This window comes from Mucilaginibacter sp. UYCu711, assembly GCF_050433825.1.
Lineage (GTDB): Bacteria > Bacteroidota > Bacteroidia > Sphingobacteriales > Sphingobacteriaceae > Mucilaginibacter.
Window position 1 is genome coordinate 75,337 of the sequence record NZ_JBNPWM010000008.1, and the last position, 20,299, is coordinate 95,635.

17 protein-coding genes are annotated in these 20,299 nt (G+C 41.2%); 9 read left to right on the forward strand and 8 right to left on the reverse strand.

The window, feature by feature from the left end:
* Positions 1 to 2 precede the first annotated feature (2 nt).
* From ABIB50_RS17430 to ABIB50_RS17450, 5 genes are read right to left on the reverse strand one after another with little or no spacing between them, the layout of a single operon-like run.
* On the reverse strand, positions 3 to 422 hold the full coding sequence (locus ABIB50_RS17430; RefSeq protein ID WP_429381697.1) for a response regulator: 420 nt from the start codon (positions 420 to 422) through the stop codon (positions 3 to 5).
* 7 nt (positions 423 to 429) lie between these two features.
* Entirely contained in the window at positions 430 to 1,515 is a 1,086-nt protein-coding gene (locus ABIB50_RS17435; RefSeq protein ID WP_429381699.1) for a hybrid sensor histidine kinase/response regulator, read from the reverse strand.
* 47 nt (positions 1,516 to 1,562) lie between these two features.
* The gene (locus ABIB50_RS17440; RefSeq protein ID WP_429381701.1) at positions 1,563 to 3,707 is read right to left on the reverse strand and encodes a sensor histidine kinase; all 2,145 of its coding nucleotides are present in this window, start codon (positions 3,705 to 3,707) and stop codon (positions 1,563 to 1,565) included.
* Positions 3,708 to 3,735: 28 nt separating this feature from the next.
* A complete protein-coding gene (locus tag ABIB50_RS17445) occupies positions 3,736 to 4,851 on the reverse strand; it encodes a ThiF family adenylyltransferase (protein WP_429381703.1) in 1,116 nt (371 codons plus the stop codon).
* A gap of 48 nt (positions 4,852 to 4,899) precedes the next feature.
* Positions 4,900 to 5,709, reverse strand: coding sequence for a hypothetical protein (locus ABIB50_RS17450; protein ID WP_429381704.1), 810 nt, complete (start codon positions 5,707 to 5,709; stop codon positions 4,900 to 4,902).
* Between the two features lie 400 nt (positions 5,710 to 6,109).
* Here ABIB50_RS17450 and ABIB50_RS17455 point away from each other — a divergent pair, with 400 nt between their 5' ends.
* The 4 genes from ABIB50_RS17455 to ABIB50_RS17470 all read left to right on the forward strand — a co-directional run bounded on the left by ABIB50_RS17455 (position 6,110) and on the right by ABIB50_RS17470 (position 8,931).
* Positions 6,110 to 7,210 (forward strand): hypothetical protein, encoded by a 1,101-nt coding sequence (locus ABIB50_RS17455; RefSeq protein ID WP_429381706.1) that lies wholly within the window; start codon positions 6,110 to 6,112, stop codon positions 7,208 to 7,210.
* Positions 7,211 to 7,228: 18 nt separating this feature from the next.
* Entirely contained in the window at positions 7,229 to 7,798 is a 570-nt protein-coding gene (locus ABIB50_RS17460; protein ID WP_429381708.1) for a Crp/Fnr family transcriptional regulator, read from the forward strand.
* A 158-nt stretch (positions 7,799 to 7,956) separates the two neighbouring features.
* Positions 7,957 to 8,403, forward strand: coding sequence for a carboxymuconolactone decarboxylase family protein (locus tag ABIB50_RS17465; RefSeq protein WP_429381709.1), 447 nt, complete (start codon positions 7,957 to 7,959; stop codon positions 8,401 to 8,403).
* A gap of 159 nt (positions 8,404 to 8,562) precedes the next feature.
* Positions 8,563 to 8,931: a response regulator gene (locus ABIB50_RS17470; RefSeq protein WP_429381711.1), complete on the forward strand. Its 369-nt coding sequence runs from the start codon at positions 8,563 to 8,565 to the stop codon at positions 8,929 to 8,931.
* Between the two features lie 84 nt (positions 8,932 to 9,015).
* Here ABIB50_RS17470 and ABIB50_RS17475 read toward each other — a convergent pair whose 3' ends face one another.
* The gene (locus ABIB50_RS17475) at positions 9,016 to 11,937 is read right to left on the reverse strand and encodes an outer membrane beta-barrel protein (RefSeq protein WP_429381713.1); all 2,922 of its coding nucleotides are present in this window, start codon (positions 11,935 to 11,937) and stop codon (positions 9,016 to 9,018) included.
* Positions 11,938 to 12,232: 295 nt separating this feature from the next.
* On the opposite strand from ABIB50_RS17475, the gene ABIB50_RS17480 reads away from it, so the two are divergent.
* The 5 genes from ABIB50_RS17480 (at position 12,233) to ABIB50_RS17500 (ending at position 18,557) form a co-directional block, all read left to right on the forward strand.
* Positions 12,233 to 12,949, forward strand: a complete 717-nt coding sequence (locus ABIB50_RS17480) for a pyridoxine 5'-phosphate synthase (RefSeq protein ID WP_429381715.1) — start codon at positions 12,233 to 12,235, stop codon at positions 12,947 to 12,949.
* A 161-nt stretch (positions 12,950 to 13,110) separates the two neighbouring features.
* Complete coding sequence (gene gcvP, locus ABIB50_RS17485) at positions 13,111 to 16,020, forward strand: aminomethyl-transferring glycine dehydrogenase (protein WP_429381717.1); 2,910 nt, start codon at positions 13,111 to 13,113, stop codon at positions 16,018 to 16,020.
* Positions 16,021 to 16,079: 59 nt separating this feature from the next.
* On the forward strand, positions 16,080 to 16,409 hold the full coding sequence (locus ABIB50_RS17490) for an antibiotic biosynthesis monooxygenase family protein (protein WP_429381719.1): 330 nt from the start codon (positions 16,080 to 16,082) through the stop codon (positions 16,407 to 16,409).
* 336 nt (positions 16,410 to 16,745) lie between these two features.
* The gene (locus ABIB50_RS17495) at positions 16,746 to 17,510 is read left to right on the forward strand and encodes an SDR family NAD(P)-dependent oxidoreductase (RefSeq protein WP_429381721.1); all 765 of its coding nucleotides are present in this window, start codon (positions 16,746 to 16,748) and stop codon (positions 17,508 to 17,510) included.
* Positions 17,511 to 17,648: 138 nt separating this feature from the next.
* The gene (locus ABIB50_RS17500) at positions 17,649 to 18,557 is read left to right on the forward strand and encodes a helix-turn-helix domain-containing protein (RefSeq protein WP_429381723.1); all 909 of its coding nucleotides are present in this window, start codon (positions 17,649 to 17,651) and stop codon (positions 18,555 to 18,557) included.
* A 5-nt stretch (positions 18,558 to 18,562) separates the two neighbouring features.
* On the opposite strand, the gene bamE is transcribed toward ABIB50_RS17500, so the two are convergent.
* On the reverse strand, positions 18,563 to 18,850 hold the full coding sequence (bamE, locus tag ABIB50_RS17505) for an outer membrane protein assembly factor BamE domain-containing protein (RefSeq protein WP_429381725.1): 288 nt from the start codon (positions 18,848 to 18,850) through the stop codon (positions 18,563 to 18,565).
* Positions 18,851 to 19,260: 410 nt separating this feature from the next.
* Positions 19,261 to 20,280, reverse strand: a complete 1,020-nt coding sequence (locus ABIB50_RS17510; protein ID WP_429381726.1) for an asparaginase — start codon at positions 20,278 to 20,280, stop codon at positions 19,261 to 19,263.
* Positions 20,281 to 20,299: the final 19 nt, after the last annotated feature.

Here is a 20,299-nt window from a genome sequence, read left to right on the forward strand (position 1 = left end):
TTTTAGTCAATTTTGAGATTAAAACGGGCCTTTATGTTGTTTAGCAGCGCGCTGATATCTTCGGCCAGTAAGGGTTTTGTTATTTTTCCCCTAACCGCCGGATACGAACGGATACGGTTAATATCAGACGTTTCAATAGATGAGGTAAGGGCTACAATGTAATATTTATCTTGTATGGCTTTATCTAATTTCTCAAACTCTTCAACAAATTCAAAACCATTCATTAAAGGCATATAGATATCTAAAAAAACAAGGATAATTTTAATACCGGCATCGTGGTTATCAGCCACTATATACTCTAAAGCCTGCGATGCATCTAAAAAGCTCTTAACCTTAAAAGCGTTATTTGCATTAGTGATCATTTTACGGGCAATAAAGTGGTCAAGCTCTGTATCATCAATAATTATAAATGACAATTCCATGCAGCGCTTATTTGGTAGGAATAGTTACTTTAAAAGTAGTGCCTTTATTTAAAACGGAGTTAACCTCTATCTGTCCATTTAACTTTAACAGGGCACTTTTTACGTTATATAAACCAAAGCCAGAGCCGGCTTCCTGCGAACTTGCCCTATAAAACAAGTTAAATATCTCGCCCAGGTGATTGCCCAAAATACCTATACCAGTATCTGCCACCTGTATTGTGGCTACACCTTTGTACACCTCAATATTTAATTCAACCATTTTTGCGTCGTTGTTTTTATTCTGATACTTAAACGCGTTCGACAACAGGTTATTAAGGATCAACTTAAGCGGAACCGTATCGCTTCTAAAGGGTTCGCGCTGGTTTATGTTTACTTTAAAGTCGATATTGGCGGTACTGGCAAAAACCTTATAAATGTCTTTAAACTCATCTATCATCTTTTTAAAGTCAATATCGCCAATATGTAATTCGCCGCGCTGCAGGCTATAATAATCATGCATACTCAGGATGTAGGTATCCAGTTTTTTTAATGATTTCTCCATTAAAAAAAGCATTTCCTTCATTTCGGAAATATCATGCATATCACGCGCTACATTTATAGCCCCCAATATTCCCGATAAAGGCCCGCGGATATCATGGCTTACACTATAAGCAAACTTGTCCAGCTCACTATAAGCACGTTGCAACTCATCATTTTTAATGGACAGCATGGAGTTGGCCTGGTAAAACTTATTGGCTTCCTCGATAGCCGAAATCACCTCTGCCTCTACCCACGGTTTTTTAACAAATCTGAAGATGTTACCCCTGTTTATTGAGTCAATTACCGAGTCAATATCGGTATATGCAGTTATCAGTATCCGCATAGGCAGGGGGTGTGTACTGCGAATGCTTTCAAAAAACTCGACCCCGGTTTTACCCGGCATCCGCTGATCGCTAAATATTACCCTGATATCAGGATGTTTCTCAAGGTGCTCCATGGCACCCTGTATATTTACTGCCGTGAATACCTGGTAATCAAGCCTTAGTGTGGCTTTAAAACCCGTGAGATTATCTATCTCATCATCCAGGTAAAGTATTTTAATTTTCTCTGCCATTGCTGTGTATTTATTTTCCAGTTATCGTGTAGGTTAGTTTATTTACGTTATGATGCGGCTTTTATATCGTGTACGATTGGTATTTTTAATACAAACTCAGTGCCCTCGCCCAATACAGAATTAAGCAATATTTGACCGTTATGTTTTTTAATAGTGTTGTAAGCAATACTCATCCCCAGGCCTGTGCCTTCGCCTACCTCTTTGGTCGTAAAAAATGGTTCAAATATTTTTTTCTTGGCTTCTTCGGACATGCCCGTTCCGTTATCAGTTATAGTTATAACTACATTCTCGCCGTCGTTAGCAGTGCTGATCTTTATTTCGCCACCGGGGTTATTTCCAAATTGTTTGTTAACTGCATAAATGGCGTTTGATAAAATATTTAAAAAAACCTGGTTTAATTTACCTGCATAACATTCAACCAGGGGCAGCCCCCCATATTCTGTAATAACTTTTATATTACTATTTAATAAATTATTGGCTATAATAAGTGTCGATTCCATCCCTTCGTTGATATCTGTCTTTTTCAGATCGTCTTCATCCAGGCGCGAAAATATTTTAAGGCCCTTAACTATTTCGGCTGTTCGCGATGCACCTTCGTGGATTCCCTTTATTAGGTGCCTGATCTCAACCACCAGGTAATCAAAATCAATTTCTTCTTTATAATCAGCAATCTTTTGTCGCTTATCTGCATCCGAGGCATCAGACTGGCTTACATTTTCGATCGTACTCATAACCTCCAATATCATTTCAACATCGCGTTTTAGCGGGTTTATATTTGATGTTACAAAATTGATAGGGTTGTTTATTTCGTGCGCTATACCCGCAGTTAGCTGACCCAGCGACGCCATTTTTTCCGATTCGACCAATTGCGATTGAGCTTGCTTTAAGTCGTGAAGTGATTCATTCAATTCGTGGGTGCGTTCATTAACCTTTGTCTCTAACACCACATTTTGTTCGCGGATAATACGCGCGTTCTCTTGTAACGCGAGCAACCTTTCTGCCTGTGATGCTTCTTTTTCGCCTTTAAGGATATTTATTTTATTGGCAAGTGCGAAGGACAGGAATATAGCCTCTAATGCCGATCCTATTTCTACAGAATGCACAGTGAACAGGTTATAAGGGACGATGTTATAATCCTTAAACACAAATATTAGTATACTGGTGAAAAAGATGCTCCAGCTAATTAGAAAAAACTTTGCTGACGCCTGTTTTTTACGATAAACCGCAAACGCCACGATCATGATCAATATAGATACTATTGCAGCGTTAAGATTTACTACCTGGAACGCGATAACCCCATTACCCGTAAACAGTAAAATTAATGCAATAGTATATAAACCGACTGTTACATTAAGAGCGATATCAAGCTTACGAACGATTTGGCGGGTATGTAAAAACGATTTGGCAAACATTATAGTAGCCAGGCCAGACATCGCCCCGCAAAAAATAACCATGTTTTTTGACAGCCATAAATTATCGGTCCACAGAAAGCGGTGCGAATAACCCGTCAAGCTCATCTGCGTTAATGCTACCCAAAAAATGTAATGACAATAAACTATATAATCCCGGTCTTTTGTCGTAAAGTAAATAAATAGGTTATACAGTAACATTACCAACATTATACCCAAGTAAATACCGGTACGGGTATCGGTATTGCTAATTTCGGGGACTATTGTTTTTGCAGTTTTCAAACTCAGTGGAGCCATAATCTGCTGGTTGCTTTTTAACCGCAGGTAACAATCAACCGTGTCTCCTTTTTTTAGTGAAATGTTTAACAAATAAAACTGGTGGTTATATTCTCTATTCCTTAACGGCTCATAATTAGAATTTTTAATGCTATCTATATGCTGGCCATTAATTGTATACAGATCAGCCTCATCAATTATAGGGTTAGGGATGTCTAAGATAACCTTGTCAAATTCAGAGTCATTAACTAACCTGAATTTTATCCAGTTGTTAAACGGGCTTATGCCCAGGTTAGGCACCGCCAATTTGCTCGCTTTAAACAAAGCAGGCGATTTGCTGATTTTTTCAAAATTTAACTTATTGCTGGTATCCTGGTATAAATAAACATTATTACCAAAGTATTCTTGCTGTAGTGTGCTTTTAACCCGCACAATATTTTGCGCATGCAAAAAACTGCTTACTAATAAAAATAAGATAATTAAGGCCGGTTTATTTAAATAGTGCATTAATGGGGTTCTATATAATTAAGATATGTTAAATAGGTTCTTCATTAAAAATGGCATCCAGGTCAACATAATAGCGGCCTGATTGCTGATGCTCTCCCAGCAAAATACGCCGGGCTATATCTGTTGTAATTGCACCGCCAAGCACTACAGACGATGCCAGTTGCGGCCAGGTATTTATAGTCTTTCCAATTTCGGCCATAGATAGTTTCATCCGTTCTGACAATGAATCAAAAGACAGGATAGACATTAAGATTCCCCGGCGGTTCTCATCAGTTACCACAATTGCATTATCATCTATAAATGCATCCAACAGCCCATGCATTATACCGCGGTCGTTTTCCAGATCAAAACGTTCTATGTCCAGCATCCCGCGGTCATTAGTATCCATAACCACAGGTATTTGTAACTCTTTAGCCTTAAAGCGGCTGTCTAATTTAATGTCAATACCATCGCAAACCTCAACAAACAGGTCAAGCTTACCACCACCGGTAAAAAAATCGTCCATATTACCCTGGTGTAACCCATCGCTAAATAATTTAACCTTAATAAAAGGGTCTATTTCAACAATCTCCCTTGCTGCAATTACCGTTTTAGCTAACCCAAGGTTATGCGACCCCGTGCGGATCCTGTTTAGATTACTTAATTCGGCTGTGTCAAAATCTGCCAGGCGCAATTCGCCGCAAATGCGTTCCATTGCTAAAGTTAATGCTATAGATTGACCCACAGACAATCCCACCACGCCAATTGTCTTACTTTTTAATACTTGTTGCTCTTCGCGCGTAATTTTATTTCTATTTCGATTTGTGCGTACCTCAACAAATTCATCTTCATCAAGTAAATGTACCAGGCGTTTGCTCCACGGATAATAAACCCAAACCCCATATTCATTAATATCTTTACCTGCAAGGTGGTTAGCAATTAGTTCGGCATATTCTTCCTCTTTAATTTTGATGGAGGGACGCTCGCATTTAACCAATTCCTGCAATTGCCCATAAATTTCATCCTGCACAAACAACACGTCGCCGTTTTGTATTAACTGATCGAGCGACTTCTTATCAAAAGCGTTACTTAACCGCAGGATAACCGGCATATAAACTTCTTTCAGTTGTTCTGAACTTGCTACTAACCTTTCTATATTTTTCATTTTTATTTAAATATCTGTTTACACAGATACAATTATCGGGTTTGGTTGTTAAATAAAGTCCCAGTCTTTATTACTATCGTGCGGCATCATCATATTTTTTTCTGCGTTGGCTATGATTTTTTTCAGATCCCATTTGTCAAGATTAGGGATCCGCATTTCGTAATGGATGGTAATTTTCTTCCCCCGTAATTCTTCAACTCTAATTGTGTTCCAACTTTCTCTAACCCGTAAGATAGCGTCTTTATCCTCTTGATGGGCCTTGCTTAATATTGGCACATCCTTTAGCAACATTGTTGTCGCTATAAGGTCGAGCTTAGGATAATAAAAGGTGCCTTTGTTGCCGATACTTGTTTCAAGTTCCATCCCCACTGCCTCTACAGGTTTTACTGTATACGGCGCACATAACGCAAAAAGCGATTGCAAACCTATTTGATAGGCAATAGCCACTGCGGCACGGATTAAAAATATGCTACCCACGCCATAACCTGCAATTTCCCGGGAGTTCCATAAGCCGCAAAGTTCGCCGGTGCCATATTGTGCATATTTCCATACAAGGTTATATATGTTACTATCTATGGCGCATGTGGCCGTTTCAATTGGCAATGGTTCCGATCCGCCCGATACGTGAACCCGCGCGCCGCCAAATACGCGTTTACCATCTAATGATTCTACCACCATTACAAACGCGCCGGGGTTATTTACCCATTCATTTTTACTGTAGGATACCTTAGTGACCCCTATATTGGTTAAAACGTGTGTATGTCCTTCAATAAATAAAGCGCAAGTTTCGGGCTCATCAATTGCCCGAAATGCTCTGAGTCTTACTTCGGGAGCGGCTTTATTTATGGCATTATCCATTTGTTGTTCTTGTAAAGTACATCAATAGTGTTAATTAACAGGTAAGCCTTAAAACGGCAAAACCATTAACTATGTTACACTGCGATACCTTAAAATTGGCATTATTAGGCTGCCGCATTTTAAACCGCATTGCTTATAGGTTTAATTATCGAAAATTAAGAATTTAATTCCTAAAAAGAGTACGCTAAAAAAACTTTAAACACATTATAAACATATTTATTTATTCGTACCAGTTAATAATTTGTTAACTGTTGGTGTATTAAGCTATAGTTAATAATCTGGTTATTAATTGGTTTTCTATAAATTTAATAAATTATTTTTATTGCTTATTATACCGTTAAGTATTAAATGGCCGTTATTGCTTATTATTGTAACGTTTGTGTGATTGTAAAATATTAGAATGAGAAAAAGTTACTTAATGTGTGTCACGGCCTTGTCGGCCGTATTATTTTCAACCCTGTTTATTGCTTCCTGTAAAAAAGATCCTCAAGTCAACCCTATAGTTACCGAGCCGTCCAATTTGGCAAGATTGGGCTTATATGAACAAATAAGCGGTATTAACAGGCGCATATTTATAGCTTGCTCAAAACTGGGTGACCAGGCTACTGTAAATTATGGACTGGTATTTGACACCGGATCTACCGGATTAACCATTGATGCTAATGGCATCATTCCAGCATCCATGATCACTACCAACGGATTTGTGATACCCGGCGACTCTGTAGTTGTTAACGGCATTACTATTACATCACAACAAGCTGTAATAACTTATGGCAGCGTTAACAGCTCTATAAGTGAATATGGCAACCTTGCTTATACCGCTGTTACCATAGGCGATGGCAACGGTAATATTACCACACCACGCATACCTATATTTTTATATTATAAAATTGTTGATAATACCGGCAAGCAGCTATCTGCACATGCTGCTGATGTTTTTGGCGTGGGGCCTGGCGTAAGCTCAACCAGCAGAAAGATCGGTAGCCCGCTTAGTTATTTTAAATTGGCTGATAATGTCGCCAGTGGTTTCCGTTTGGCAAAGCTTAATAGTTCAAATTTTGGCAATAGCGCCACTTATACGCCCAATTTGCTTACCATAGGGTTAACCCCAAATGATCTGAATGCTTCAAGCTTTGTTATGCACCCGCTTGCTTTTAATGCCATAAGCGGTTACTCATCCAATATTGCTTCAACTATAACTTACAACAATAAAAATGTAGCAGGCAAAATATTATTTGATACCGGCACGCCATCAACCCATATTATTGAAGACCCTACCGCTACAACTAATACTGCAGCGCTACCTGCTAATACAACCGTATCTTTTGTTACCGGGCCGGGTTTTAGCTACCAGTTTGCTACTGCAAGTAATTATAATTTTACTACAGTGCAAAAGCCGTCGTATTCGGGTGATGACCGGACCATTTTAAGCATAAATTTTTTCCTGGATAACGAATTTTTAGTTGATTATACCAATCACCGTATTGGCTTAAAAAATTAATTAAGGTATTTTTGGCGAATGTATACCCCCCTGCTGCAACATATCCGTAAATACGTAGGGTTAACCGATGATGAGGGTATGCTCATTTGTTCTAAGTTAAAATCGCTGCAATTCAAAAAGAAAGAATATTTGCTTACTCCCGGCAAGATCTGCAAGGCTAACTATTTTGTAAGTAAAGGCTTATTGCGCTTATATATCATTAACCAAAAAGGGAATGAGCAAATCACTCATTTTGGATTGGAGGGCTGGTGGTTAACCGATTTTGGCAGCCTTGACAGTAAGCAACCATCGCGCGTATATTTACAAGCAGTAGAAGATACCGAAGTGATTGCCTGGGAACCCGCGACACAGGAGGAATTAATCCATGCTATACCACAATTAGATACTTACTTCCGTAAGGTTTTACAACGTGCCTATGCCGCTGCCCAGCGCCGTATAGAATTTATATACTGCTATACTGACGAAGAGCGTTATCGTTATTTCAGCACACATTTTCCGGGATTTATACAACGCGTGCCGCAATATATGCTGGCATCGTACCTGGGCTTTACGCCTCAATTTTTAAGTAAGATCAGGGCGAAGAAGTAGCCCCTCCTAAATCCCCCCGGTAGGGAGGACTAAAAATATTACTAAACAAAAGTAAGCCTCCCCTACCGGGGGAGTTTTAGAGGGGGCGCCGTTTCTTAATCAGGATTAATTTTTTGAACTTATTTAATGCTCACCTTTGTTGTATAAAACATACAGCCATGAGCAAAAGAATAAATATATTTCAATTAGAACCCGAGGTTTACAAATCCATAATGGTTTTAGAAAACTATGTTGTAAACAGCGGTATCAGCAAAACACATTTGGAGCTAATAAAAATACGCGCTTCGCAGATAAACGGGTGTACTTACTGCCTGGATATGCATACGCGCGATGCCCGCAAAGCCGGCGAAACCGAGCAACGTATTTACGTTTTAAATGCCTGGCGCGACACCTCGTTTTTTACCGAAGAAGAAAAAGCCATACTGGCCCTTACCGAAGAAATAACTCAAATAAGCCATGCAGGCGTATCAGACCAAACTTATCAACAAGCTGCAAGTGTATTGGATGAGCATTACCTTGCTAAAGTTATCACAGCCATTAGTGTTATAAACGTGTGGAACCGGATAAGCATAAGCACCCGTTTAGAGCCTAAGCTGGAGGCATAGCCCTACAATAAGTTTTGTTAAGGATATATTATGGAAATAGGCCGAGAGATCGCACATAAAATTTAGGAGTTTATTTTTTAATACTTTAGGGCAAACAAAAACATTTGTTTTTTATTATAGTTATATATATAGCTTCACAGCAGAAGTTTTATAAAGCCTATGAGTATTGATACTAAACGTAAAATCATAATTTTTGATGACGACGAAGATATTCTGTCTATCTGTAATTATATTTTAGAAGAAAAGGGCTGGGAAGTTCACACCTTTACGGATTGCAATTCAATAACCGAAAGGGTATCGGGCATTATGCCTGATGTAATATTGATGGATAACTGGATCCCTGATGCGGGTGGCATTATAGCTACGCAAACGCTTAAAAAAGCCGAAGATCTGAAAGACATACCGGTCATTTATTTTTCTGCCAACAGCGATATTCAGTTATTGGCCAGCCATGCCGGCGCAGAAACTTATTTAGCTAAGCCATTTGATCTGGAAGAGTTGGAGCGCGTTATAAGCACCGTTGCATAAACAACACTATTATAAAAAAGAATCCCCGGCTGATTATCAGCCGGGGATTCTTTTTTATATAATGATTTAAATATGAGCTGATTTTTATTGGCCGAAACTACCGCCGCCGCCACCACGCTGACGATCACCACCGCCACCGCCATCTCGACCACGGCCGCCGCCTGGAAAACCTCCCGGACGATCACCTTCCTGGGTTGGTGCACGGCCCGCAAATTTTTGCAGGCGTAAAGAGAAAGTAAGCATATAATAACGGCCCAACCTGTTTACGCTGGTTTGGGTAACACTGCTACCATCGCTGGTAACAGAAAATCCTGTGTTCTGATTAAACAGATCGACAGCCGCCAAACGTACGGTAGCCCTGTTTTGTGCCAGGAACCTGCGCTCAATATAAGCACTTAAGATATTAGGATTAGTAACAGGTATGCTATATCCTTTATTAATTTGCTTGCTGTAATCGTAGCTTAAAGTCCAGTTACCAAAATAATTTTTACCGGTAAGGCCTAATGTTGTTGTCCTAACATTAGTGTTCTGGCTAAATAAGCTACTGCCTGATAATGAATTATCAGTTTTGCTGATAGAATAGTTTGCACTTGCCTGGGCGTCAATAACATCCTTTATATCTAACCTAAAACGAAGACCCGGGGTGAATGTTAATGTTTTAGATATGTTTTTTAAAGTCGCCGATGTTACGTTATTAACGTCAACACTATCAACAAACGATGGATACTTAGCGTAGTTAACATTGGCGTTAAATGATACGGTATATTTACGCTCATCCCATGGTTTTGAGTAAAAACCTCCAAAGTTTGCGGCAGAGTAACCGTCAGCATTTAAATACCGCGTTAATGTTGCATTCCTGAAGCTTTTCAGATCAGGGTTTGCCGCTATTACTGTAGCGCTTAAGTTACGGTAAGTAGTGGTACGGGTTGCAACATAATCGCCGATGGTATTGTATGATGCGTTTATAAACAAAATATTTCCAGTCTCTATACCAAACGAATTATAGCGCAGGAAAATATTGTTATTGAATGCTTGTTTCAGATCAGGATTACCTTGTACCGGGTATGATGCACTTGAAAGATCAACAACCGGCTGTAGCTGATTAAATGATGGCTGAGTACTCGATCCATTATAGTTAAAACTTAATGATTGGTTCCTTGAAAAATTATAAATGAAACGGGCCGAAGGCACATAGTTTAACTGGCTTTTATGTGTAGTAATATTGTTGGTTATTGAACGTCCGTCCAAGACCGACGGCTGTACACCTAAACCAACTGTATAGTTATACTTAACATCAATAACACGGTAATTTAAGCCTACACGGTTGGTTATAAATGTATAGTTGTAATTATTGCTTAAACGCTGATAGTTATTTAAAGTATTGGCTAATGATAAAGTATCAGTTTCTTTATCGTTTGATGTATAAGAATGATTATAGTTATAATTTAACTCTAAATAAGATATAGCACCAATTGGTTCTAAGTATGATATATTACCACCGAATGTTGTTGTATGATTTGTGGTATTGATAATCTGATTCAACGGCACGTTTGGCGAACCAATTGTATAATTAACAATAGGGTTGCTGGCCGATTTTGAATCAGACGAATTAATATTAAAGAACAAGCTAAAGTTACGGCCCCGCTTAGCAAAACGGTGGTTAAACAATAAGTTACCACCAAAGCTTGGCGCGGTCGAGTTGCTGCGGATGTTAGTTGTATAAGCTTGGGTTATTGTACCGTTTTGCTGGTAAGTTACATTCTCGATAGAGTTAGAGTTAGTACTTGCATAGCTAAATGAAGGGGATATTTTCAAGTAATTAATTGTATCGGGTTTCCACTCTAAATTGAAGTTAAACCTGTGATTTATCGGGTTATCATTAGCTGTGGCTTGATTACTATTCCTGGTACCTGCGCCATTATTTGTACGCTCTGTGTTACTGTTTGTATAAGTAGAGTTATCAGAAAAGCTGTAGCTGCCGTATACAGATATGTCCTTACCCCATTGGTCGCGGTAGTTTGTACCAATTGCACGGGCAATAGTTATACCATCCTTAACACTGGCTAATCCGTTGTTACCGCCACCGCGTTGAGCGCCACCGCCACGCTGGCCACCACCGCCGCCGCCAAAATTAAAGGTGTTGCTGTTAATGTTGTTAATATTGCCTAAAACAGTTATTTGCCTGTTACCTTTAAAATTAAAGAAGTTAACAGAACCTATATAACGGTTCTCGTTGGTTATACCTGGTGCTGCAGGTAAGGCATCCTTACCTGCACCGGCATTTGCCTGTAATGAGTAGCCGTAGTTTTTATCGTTACGGATAGTAAAGTTCAAAATCTTGTTTGGCTCGCCGGTTCTAACACCTGTAAGGTTGGCCTGGTCGCCGTAATCATCTATAACCTGTACGCTTTCCAATATATCAGCAGGGATATTTTTTGTGGCAGACTGCACATCGCCACCCATATAGTCCTTACCATTGATACGTACCTTGGTAATAGTTTTACCCTGTGCAGTAACGTTACCGTTGTTATCTACATCAACACCCGGCATTTTTTTCAGTACGTCCTCAACCGGGGCATTTTCGCGCACGGGGTATGCTGCGATTTTATAATCGATTGTGTCTTCTTTAAACTTAATAGGATTCACGCCAATAATAACAACTTCTTTCAACTGCCTGCTTTCGCCCTTTAAAACAATTGGAGGGATAACAAACGCCGCATTATCTGTAGGCGAAAATGTATAGTGTTTTATAATACCCTGGAAACCAAAAGATGATATATAAAGCGTAATTTTTGAGCCTTTTATATTAGAGAAATTGAACTTACCGTCGATATCGGTAGCAATTGTAGTACTGTCGCCCAGGTCGGTCACTAATTTCACCGCACTGCCGGGTAATGATTGTTTGGTCGAATCTATTAACTGCCCGCTTACGCCCCGGCCTGTTTGCGCATTAGATTTGCCGGCAAATAAAAGTGCTAAGATTAAGGTTATGTATATATATTTCATAAAAATTTAATGCGCTGATATTAATAATATTTAATACAGGAATTATTTAGATGCAAAGGTTCAATTTATATTACGTTTAATAATTAACCTTAATAGTATTGTTACATTATTAATGCCTATTGATTTAATAATACTATGATTGTTACATTTAATAATATATCCCTGCAAAATATAACTCCAAATAAAACAAGCAGTTATTCATCAGTTTTCGCTACCATGCAACTAAATAACTATCAAATTGTTTGAGACTATTAATAAGTAATAATGATATTTGCGCTTTAAAACACGTTATACCATGACCCGACTATCTGTTAACATCAATAAAATTGCGACCTTACGTAACTCGCGCGGAGGTAACAATCCCAATTTAATACAGGTAGCCAAAGATTGCGAACGTTTTGGCGCCCAGGGTATAACCGTACATCCACGACCTGATGAGCGGCATATCCGCTACAATGATGTTTTCGAGCTAAAAAAAATAGTCACCACCGAATTTAATATAGAAGGCAACTGCCAGGAGCAAAAGTTTATAGACCTGGTATTGGCCAACAAACCCGAGCAGGTTACCCTGGTGCCCGATGTGTTGGGGCAGATCACCTCAAACCACGGTTGGGATACGATCAAAAATCAGCAGTATTTAAAAGACATGATCGCTGTATTTAAAAATGCAGGGATCCGTGTTTCTATTTTTGTTGACCCGTTGATTGAAATGGTTGAAGCTGCCGCCACAACCGGCACCGACAGAATTGAGCTATACACCGAAGCCTACGCGCATCAATATCACCAGGATAAAGCCGCCGCCATTGCACCCTATGTAAAAGCGGCAGAAGCAGCACATAAAGCGGGTTTAGGCATTAATGCAGGGCATGATCTTGACCTGAACAACCTAAAATATTTTGCAGAAAACATTCCGGCTTTAGACGAGGTAAGCATAGGCCACGCGCTGATAACCGATGCCTTATATTATGGGTTGGAAAACACCATACAAATGTATTTGCGCCAGTTAGTTTAATATAGTTTAAATCGCTTAAAAAAGCCGATATTATTCTGCTTTTTAATCGCTTAAACAAATTAAATTTCCCCTGTAATTTTATGTTGACGATTGTGTTTATCGATTGATAGTCAACGGCTAAAATTGTACCTTTACACCTTCAAATAACTGATACTTATTTCATGAAATTAAACACCGCTTACGAGGAAAAATTTGAGGGAAGGCACATCGCACCCAATAAGGCAGACACCGCAGAAATGCTTAAGGCTACAGGCGTTACTACGCTTGACGAGTTGATAGCACAAACTGTACCGGCAAAAATCCGGTTGAAAAATCCGCTTAATCTGCCTGCAGCAAAAAGTGAGTTTACTTACCTCAAAGACCTTAAACAAACGGCATCAAAAAACAAAGTTTACCGCAGCTATATTGGCCAGGGCTATTATGATGTAATAGTGCCCGGCGTTATCCAACGTAATATTCTTGAAAATCCCGGATGGTATACTCAGTACACCCCCTACCAGGCCGAGATTGCCCAGGGACGTTTACAGGCGCTGTTAAACTTCCAGACAATGGTTATTGATTTAACCGGGATGGAAATTGCCAATGCATCGTTATTAGACGAGGGCACCGCGGCAGCCGAAGCGATGTTTATGCAATATACCCTGCGTAAAAAAGACAGCGCTAAAACCTTCTTTGTATCAGAAGAAGTTTTCCCGCAAACTATAGATATTTTAAAAACCAGGGCCGAGCCTTATGGCATTACCCTGCAAATAGGCGACCACCGCACCGTTGAATTAACCGACGATATGTTTGGCGCCATAGTGCAATACCCTGCCGGCCATGGCGCGGTTTATAACTATGCCGACTTTGCGGCTAAAGGGCACGAAAAAGGGATTAAGCTAACCGTAGTTGCCGATTTGATAAGCCTGGTGCTCCTAACCCCTCCGGGCGAATGGGGTGCTGACATAGTAGTTGGTACCACCCAACGCTTTGGTGTACCGATGGGTTTTGGCGGTCCGCATGCTGCCTATTTTGCAACTAAAGAAGAATACAAACGCTCTATCCCGGGCCGTATAATTGGTGTTACTATTGATAGCGCGGGCAACTACGCTTTACGTATGGCCCTGCAAACCCGCGAGCAGCATATCCGCAGAGACAAAGCAACCTCAAATATCTGTACCGCGCAGGCTTTATTGGCTATCATGGCCGGTATGTATGCAGTTTATCATGGACCTAAAGGTGTAAAGTTGATTGCCGAACGTGTACATGGTTTAGCTATCCTGTTAAGCCAAAGCTTAACCGCATTAGGGTTTAAGCAATTAAACGAGGCTTATTTTGATACCGTTAAATTTGACCTGGGCGATTTGGTTGGCCCTATCCATTCGGAGGCGTTAAATAACGAGGTTAACTTAAATTACAATGGTTCGATAGTAACTATTTCTGTTGATGAAACTACATCGCCGGATGATATTAAAACCCTGGTGCGCCTGTTTGCCAAAGTAAAAGGCAAAACTATAAATGATGTTGATTTTGACGGATTACAGGCTAATCTAACTACTGTTATTCCTGCTGATCTGCAACGCACATCGGCTTACTTAACGCATGGGCTCTTTAACTCGCACCATTCAGAACACGAAATGCTGCGTTATATCAAATCATTAGAGACAAAAGATCTTTCGCTTTGCCACTCCATGATTGCTTTAGGCTCATGTACCATGAAACTAAACGCGACTACCGAGATGGTACCTGTTACCTGGGCCGAGTTTAGCCGTATGCACCCTTTTGCACCAATCGACCAAACAGGCGGTTACATGCAGTTGTTTGATGAGCTAAACCGCTGGTTAAGCGAGATCACCGGCTTTGCAGCCATGAGCCTGCAGCCAAATGCAGGCGCACAAGGCGAGTATGCAGGTTTGATGGTCATCCGTGCTTATCATATAGATCGTGGCGATCATCACCGTAATGTGGTGCTGATCCCATCATCGGCACACGGTACCAACCCTGCATCAGCAGCAATGGCCGGCATGAAAATAGTAATTGTTAAATGCGACGATAACGGTAACATTGACGTTGCTGACATGAAGGCAAAAGCCGAAGAGCATAAAGGCGATCTGTCTTGCTTAATGGTAACTTATCCTTCAACTCACGGTGTATTTGAAGAGTCGATCATTGATATCTGCCAGATCATTCATGACAATGGCGGCCAGGTTTATATGGACGGCGCCAACATGAACGCGCAGGTTGGTTTAACCAGTCCTGCTACTATTGGTGCCGATGTTTGCCACTTAAACTTACATAAAACCTTCTGTATCCCGCATGGCGGTGGCGGCCCGGGCATGGGCCCTATCGGCGTAGCTAAACACCTGGTGCCTTATTTACCAGGACACGCTGTTGTTGATATAGACAATGGCAAAGCTATCCACGCGGTATCTGCAGCCCCCTGGGGTTCGGCATCTATCCTCATCATATCACACGCTTATGTAGCCATGATGGGCGGCGACGGGCTAACCAACGCCACTAAATACGCTATCCTTAACGCCAACTATATCAAAACAAGGTTAGAGAGCCATTACCCGGTGCTATACACCGGCTCGCATGGCCGTTGCGCACATGAGATGATATTAGATTGCCGCTCGTTTAAAGCAGCAGGCATTGAGGTGGTAGATATTGCTAAACGTTTAATGGATTATGGTTTCCACGCCCCTACAGTATCGTTCCCGGTTGCGGGTACGGTGATGATAGAGCCTACGGAATCAGAGCCTAAGCACGAGCTTGACCGTTTCTGCGATGCCATGGTAGCTATCCGTAAAGAGATAGCCGCTGTTGAAGCAGGCGCATCAGACAAAACAGACAACCCGCTTAAAAACGCGCCGCATACGGTTAGCGTTATAACTGGTAACGAGTGGGAACATTCATACAGCCGCCAAAAAGCAGCCTTCCCGCTACCTTATGTAGCAGCTTATAAATTCTGGCCATCAGTAGGCCGGGTTAATGATACCTATGGCGACAGAACGCTGATATGCTCATGCCCGCCGTTAAGCGAGTACGAATTGGAAGAAAGCGAAGTAACAACTCCGGAATACGGAACATGATAATTTGTAAAGGCTCCCATAAAACGGAGCCTTTTTTATTTGACATATAAATTAACAACATGATAGCCCAAACCCCAGCAACTCCCTACTACGCCGTAATATTTACCTCCATCCGCACCGAAGGCAACAATGGCTACGCCGCCATGGCAGATGCAATGGATGAGCTGGCTAAACAACAGGAAGGTTACTTAGGTATCGAATCGGCCCGAAATGAAATTGGCATTACGGTATCGTATTGGCAATCCCTCGAAGCTATCCGCAACTGGAAAGCAAATACGGATCATGCAATCGCCCAAAAATATGGCCGCGAAAAATGGTATGCTAATTATAAAGTGAGAATATGTAAAGTGGAGCGGGATTATGAGTTTGATAGTTCCCTGATCATTTAGGAGGCACCTCCGGAGCCAAAACCAATTAATTCTTTTTTCTATAAACACGAGACTCCTCCGGAGTCAAAGCAAGCAGAGTTATTAACTCCGGAGGAGTAACGTGTTTATAGAAATCCTTACAAGTTTTTAGGCTCCAGCGGAGCCTCCTTTATAAATATGCAAATCACATCGCAATTGCGCGCGGCCGGGTAACGCACCATCTCATTTACATCTGCACATTCGCATATCTGCAAATCCGCACATCTTCATTATTTGAATTTCGCAAACATCCGATTGATTTATCCAAACACCTGCTTCAACATTGCAGCGATCTTTGTGTTATAAATTAAAAGAAAGATGGAAAACAAAAATAAGATAGCTTTAGTAACAGGCGGCAGCCGCGGATTAGGTAAAGACATGGCGCTTAGGCTGGCCGAAAAAGGGATAGGTGTTATCCTTACTTACAACAATAAAGCTGATGATGCAAACGAAGTAGTAACCCAAATAAAAGAGATTGGGCAAAAAGCCGCGACGCTGCAACTCAACACCGGCGATATCAAAAGCTTCGGTGCGTTTGTTGAAAATTTAAAAAGTGCTTTAAGTGATACATTCGGTGCGGATCATTTAGATTTCTTAATCAATAATGCCGGCTTTGGTCACCATTCACCTATCGACCAAACCACCGAAGAAGCTTTTGATGAGTTGATGAATGTTCATTTTAAAGGCGTTTACTTCCTGACACAAAAAATGTTACCCATCCTGAATGATGGCGGTGGTATCGTTAATATTTCATCAGGTTTGGCCCGTTTCAGCATGCCGGGCGCATCTGCCTATGCTTCAATGAAAGGCGCTATCGAAGTATTTACCCGCTACCTGGCAAAAGAACTGGGATCAAAAAAGATCCGCGCCAACATAGTTGCACCAGGCGCAATAGCTACCGACTTTGGCGGAGGCCGTGTCCGTGATGATGAGCAAATGAACCAAATGGTAAGCAGCCTAACAGCATTGGGTCGCCCGGGCGAAGCGGAAGATATTGGCGGTGTAGTTGCCTTTTTATGTACCGACGATGCCAGGTGGATCAACGGCCAACGCATTGAAGTATCGGGCGGCATGTTATTGTAAAAAGATTTCACAGATTTTGGTTTGATTTCGCAGATTATTCAGGGTGATTTATTAATTTAGTTTAGATTCAATCGATTGATCTGCGCAAACCAGAAAACCGGTGAAATCAAAATCAATCGGTGTAATCAAAATAATAATATGATAGGCAAAACATCTTTAGAAGGCTTTTACGAAGAAAGTTCGGCGCAGCTGCCAAGCGGTATTGCAAAAGAGATAGGCCACTTTAATGTGTTTGTTACCGAAACCCTGTTTGATAAAAAGACAGGTGCCCGCGAGATGCCCTACAGCCGCAGGGAGTATTATAAAATAAGCTGGATAAGAGGAAAAAGCAGGGCCGAATACGCGGATAAAACTATTGATATCCCGGAAAGCGCCCTGCTTTTTGCAACGCCTAAAATACCTTATAACTGGGTACCGGAGACGGGTAATCAAACCGGGATGTTCTGCATTTTTACGGCTGATTTCCTGGCTCCGGGAAAGGCCGGGGTCGATCTGGATGACCTGCCGTTGTTTCAACCGGGACAGGTACCAATATTTCAATTAAATCCCGAGGAGGTTAAGGAGATAGCATACATCTTTAAAAAGATGCACCGGGAGATAGCCTCTGATTATCGGTATAAATATGACCTGTTGCGTAACCTGGTGCTGGAGCTGATTCACTACGGTCAAAAATTGCAGCCTGTGCTGGCCGTTGAGCCAGCCCACAATGCCTCCGAGCGGATCTCGTCATTATTTATCGAGCTATTGGAGCGGCAATTCCCGGTGGAGTCACAACATCAACGCTTAAAGCTGCGTGCTGCCAAAGACTACGCCGACCGGCTGGCTGTTCACGTTAATCATTTAAACAAAGTATTAAAAGAGGTTACGGGCAGTACTACCACGCAGATCATCGCTAACCGCGTTATACAGGAAGCCAAGATCCTGCTTAAACAAACCAACTGGAACATCGCTGAAATATCATACACGCTGGGGTTTGATGATATAGCACACTTTTCTAATTTCTTCAAGAAACAAACTTCGGTGGCGCCGGTAGCATTTAGAGGGTAAGTAGTTTACCCGGGATCCTGTCTTACTTTAGCAACCTTGCCATTGTTAAATTCTATATAAAGCATGTCAGGATCAATTGCAAAACCGGGTATTATACCAAGGTAATAAAACCAGGTATTGCTGTGGCTATTATTGCTATTACTATCATCCTTGCCCAATAATGCTTTAACCTGATCTTTGGTCTTCCCTATCAGCATATGGCTTTTGATGATATTGGCAGACATTTCGTAACGTTTTCCAGGACGCGCAACCCACCTTTGTTTCTCGAAATCAACTGCCTGATAATAAAACATCCAAAATAATAAAAGATAAATAGCCCCTCTGTATATAAGCGGTGCTGTTAAAATGGTTGAACCCCACGTAGCTATTTGCCGTTTGCGGTAATCCTTAATAAATTTCAGGTATAGCCATCGCCAAAAAATATATACCGGAAGCTCATTACCAGTATTATCAGAATTTCTTCAAAGTATTGCATCAGGATAGGTTTGGGTATTTGACGGAGAACTTTTGTGAAAGTTACAAACAACGTTAAACCTGGAACCAGTCGTGGACTTTAGGCATTAAAATGAAAAATGGAGGGGGCTATACCGTCAATGATTTTGTCACCAGATTTTAAGTTAATAATTTTAACTATTATGGTGTTCCGGGGTGTTCCACACCGTTCCGGGTGTTCCGCTTTCGCAAAATGGAACACCTATTAAAATTACGATACGGTCAACTCGCCCCTTAAATCAACCTCTAACAAGCGTTTCACTTCTTTAGGGTCATCTAACTGGCCAAGCAGGTACATCATTTTGGTTACGGCCGCCTCAAAGGTCATATCATACCCGTTGGCTACGCCGATATCTTTTAGCTGCTTGCTGGTTTCGTAACGGCCAAGCTCAACCGTGCCTACCTTACATTGCGATATGTCAAGAATAACTTTGCCGCTGTCTATAGCGCCTTTAAGCAGGTCTATAAACCACTGGTCGGTTGTTGTGTTGCCCGCGCCAAAGGTTTCCATTACTACGCCACGGATATCGGCATTTAAAGTAGCTTCAACCACCTTAGGATGAATGCCCGGGTATAATTTCAATACGGCTACTTCGTTAACCAGGTTTTTATGCAGCAATAGCGGAGCATCGGCAGGTTGTCTTATATCATTGGCACTAAAGCGCAGGTGCACGCCCGACTCGGCCAGTATGGGGCAGTTAGGCGAACGGAAAGCTTCAAACTTTGATGAGTTATATTTAAACGAGCGGTTACCACGGAAAAGTTTATAATCAAAATAGATACAAACTTCGGGGACGCGCGCACGGTCGTTCTTTTTAGATTTAGCGATCTCGATAGCCGTCATCAGGTTTTCCTTCGCATCTGTACGGATAGCGCTAATTGGTAATTGCGAGCCGGTAAATATCACGGGTTTAGCCAGGTTCTCCAGCATAAAGCTTAAGGCTGACGCGGTGTAAGCCATGGTGTCCGAGCCATGCAGGATCACAAAACCATCAACCTCATCATAATTAGATTCAATTAAACCAGCCAGCTCGCTCCAGATCCCGGGGTTCATGTTTGATGAGTCGATGATCTCTTCGAACGAATGGACTTTAATTTTACAATTAAGCTTCTCCAGTTCGGGCACATTATCCATTATCTGTTCAAAGTTAATGGGTTTAAGCACCTTGGTTACCGGGTCGCTCATCATACCAATTGTACCGCCTGTGTAGATGATAAGTATTTGGCTCATTAATTGGATATTGCTGCTA

What these genes read in the sequence shown, in the direction of transcription:
- ABIB50_RS17430 (WP_429381697.1), bottom strand. Translation starts at nt 422, where the DNA reads ATGGAATTGTCATTTATAATTATTGATGATACAGAGCTTGACCACTTT.
- ABIB50_RS17435 (WP_429381699.1), bottom strand. Translation starts at nt 1,515, where the DNA reads ATGGCAGAGAAAATTAAAATACTTTACCTGGATGATGAGATAGATAAT.
- ABIB50_RS17440 (WP_429381701.1), bottom strand. Translation starts at nt 3,707, where the DNA reads ATGCACTATTTAAATAAACCGGCCTTAATTATCTTATTTTTATTAGTA.
- ABIB50_RS17445 (WP_429381703.1), bottom strand. Translation starts at nt 4,851, where the DNA reads ATGAAAAATATAGAAAGGTTAGTAGCAAGTTCAGAACAACTGAAAGAA.
- ABIB50_RS17450 (WP_429381704.1), bottom strand. Translation starts at nt 5,709, where the DNA reads ATGGATAATGCCATAAATAAAGCCGCTCCCGAAGTAAGACTCAGAGCA.
- ABIB50_RS17455 (WP_429381706.1), top strand. Translation starts at nt 6,110, where the DNA reads ATGAGAAAAAGTTACTTAATGTGTGTCACGGCCTTGTCGGCCGTATTA.
- ABIB50_RS17460 (WP_429381708.1), top strand. Translation starts at nt 7,229, where the DNA reads ATGTATACCCCCCTGCTGCAACATATCCGTAAATACGTAGGGTTAACC.
- ABIB50_RS17465 (WP_429381709.1), top strand. Translation starts at nt 7,957, where the DNA reads ATGAGCAAAAGAATAAATATATTTCAATTAGAACCCGAGGTTTACAAA.
- ABIB50_RS17470 (WP_429381711.1), top strand. Translation starts at nt 8,563, where the DNA reads ATGAGTATTGATACTAAACGTAAAATCATAATTTTTGATGACGACGAA.
- ABIB50_RS17475 (WP_429381713.1), bottom strand. Translation starts at nt 11,937, where the DNA reads ATGAAATATATATACATAACCTTAATCTTAGCACTTTTATTTGCCGGC.
- ABIB50_RS17480 (WP_429381715.1), top strand. Translation starts at nt 12,233, where the DNA reads ATGACCCGACTATCTGTTAACATCAATAAAATTGCGACCTTACGTAAC.
- gcvP (WP_429381717.1), top strand. Translation starts at nt 13,111, where the DNA reads ATGAAATTAAACACCGCTTACGAGGAAAAATTTGAGGGAAGGCACATC.
- ABIB50_RS17490 (WP_429381719.1), top strand. Translation starts at nt 16,080, where the DNA reads ATGATAGCCCAAACCCCAGCAACTCCCTACTACGCCGTAATATTTACC.
- ABIB50_RS17495 (WP_429381721.1), top strand. Translation starts at nt 16,746, where the DNA reads ATGGAAAACAAAAATAAGATAGCTTTAGTAACAGGCGGCAGCCGCGGA.
- ABIB50_RS17500 (WP_429381723.1), top strand. Translation starts at nt 17,649, where the DNA reads ATGATAGGCAAAACATCTTTAGAAGGCTTTTACGAAGAAAGTTCGGCG.
- bamE (WP_429381725.1), bottom strand. Translation starts at nt 18,850, where the DNA reads ATGTTTTATTATCAGGCAGTTGATTTCGAGAAACAAAGGTGGGTTGCG.
- ABIB50_RS17510 (WP_429381726.1), bottom strand. Translation starts at nt 20,280, where the DNA reads ATGAGCCAAATACTTATCATCTACACAGGCGGTACAATTGGTATGATG.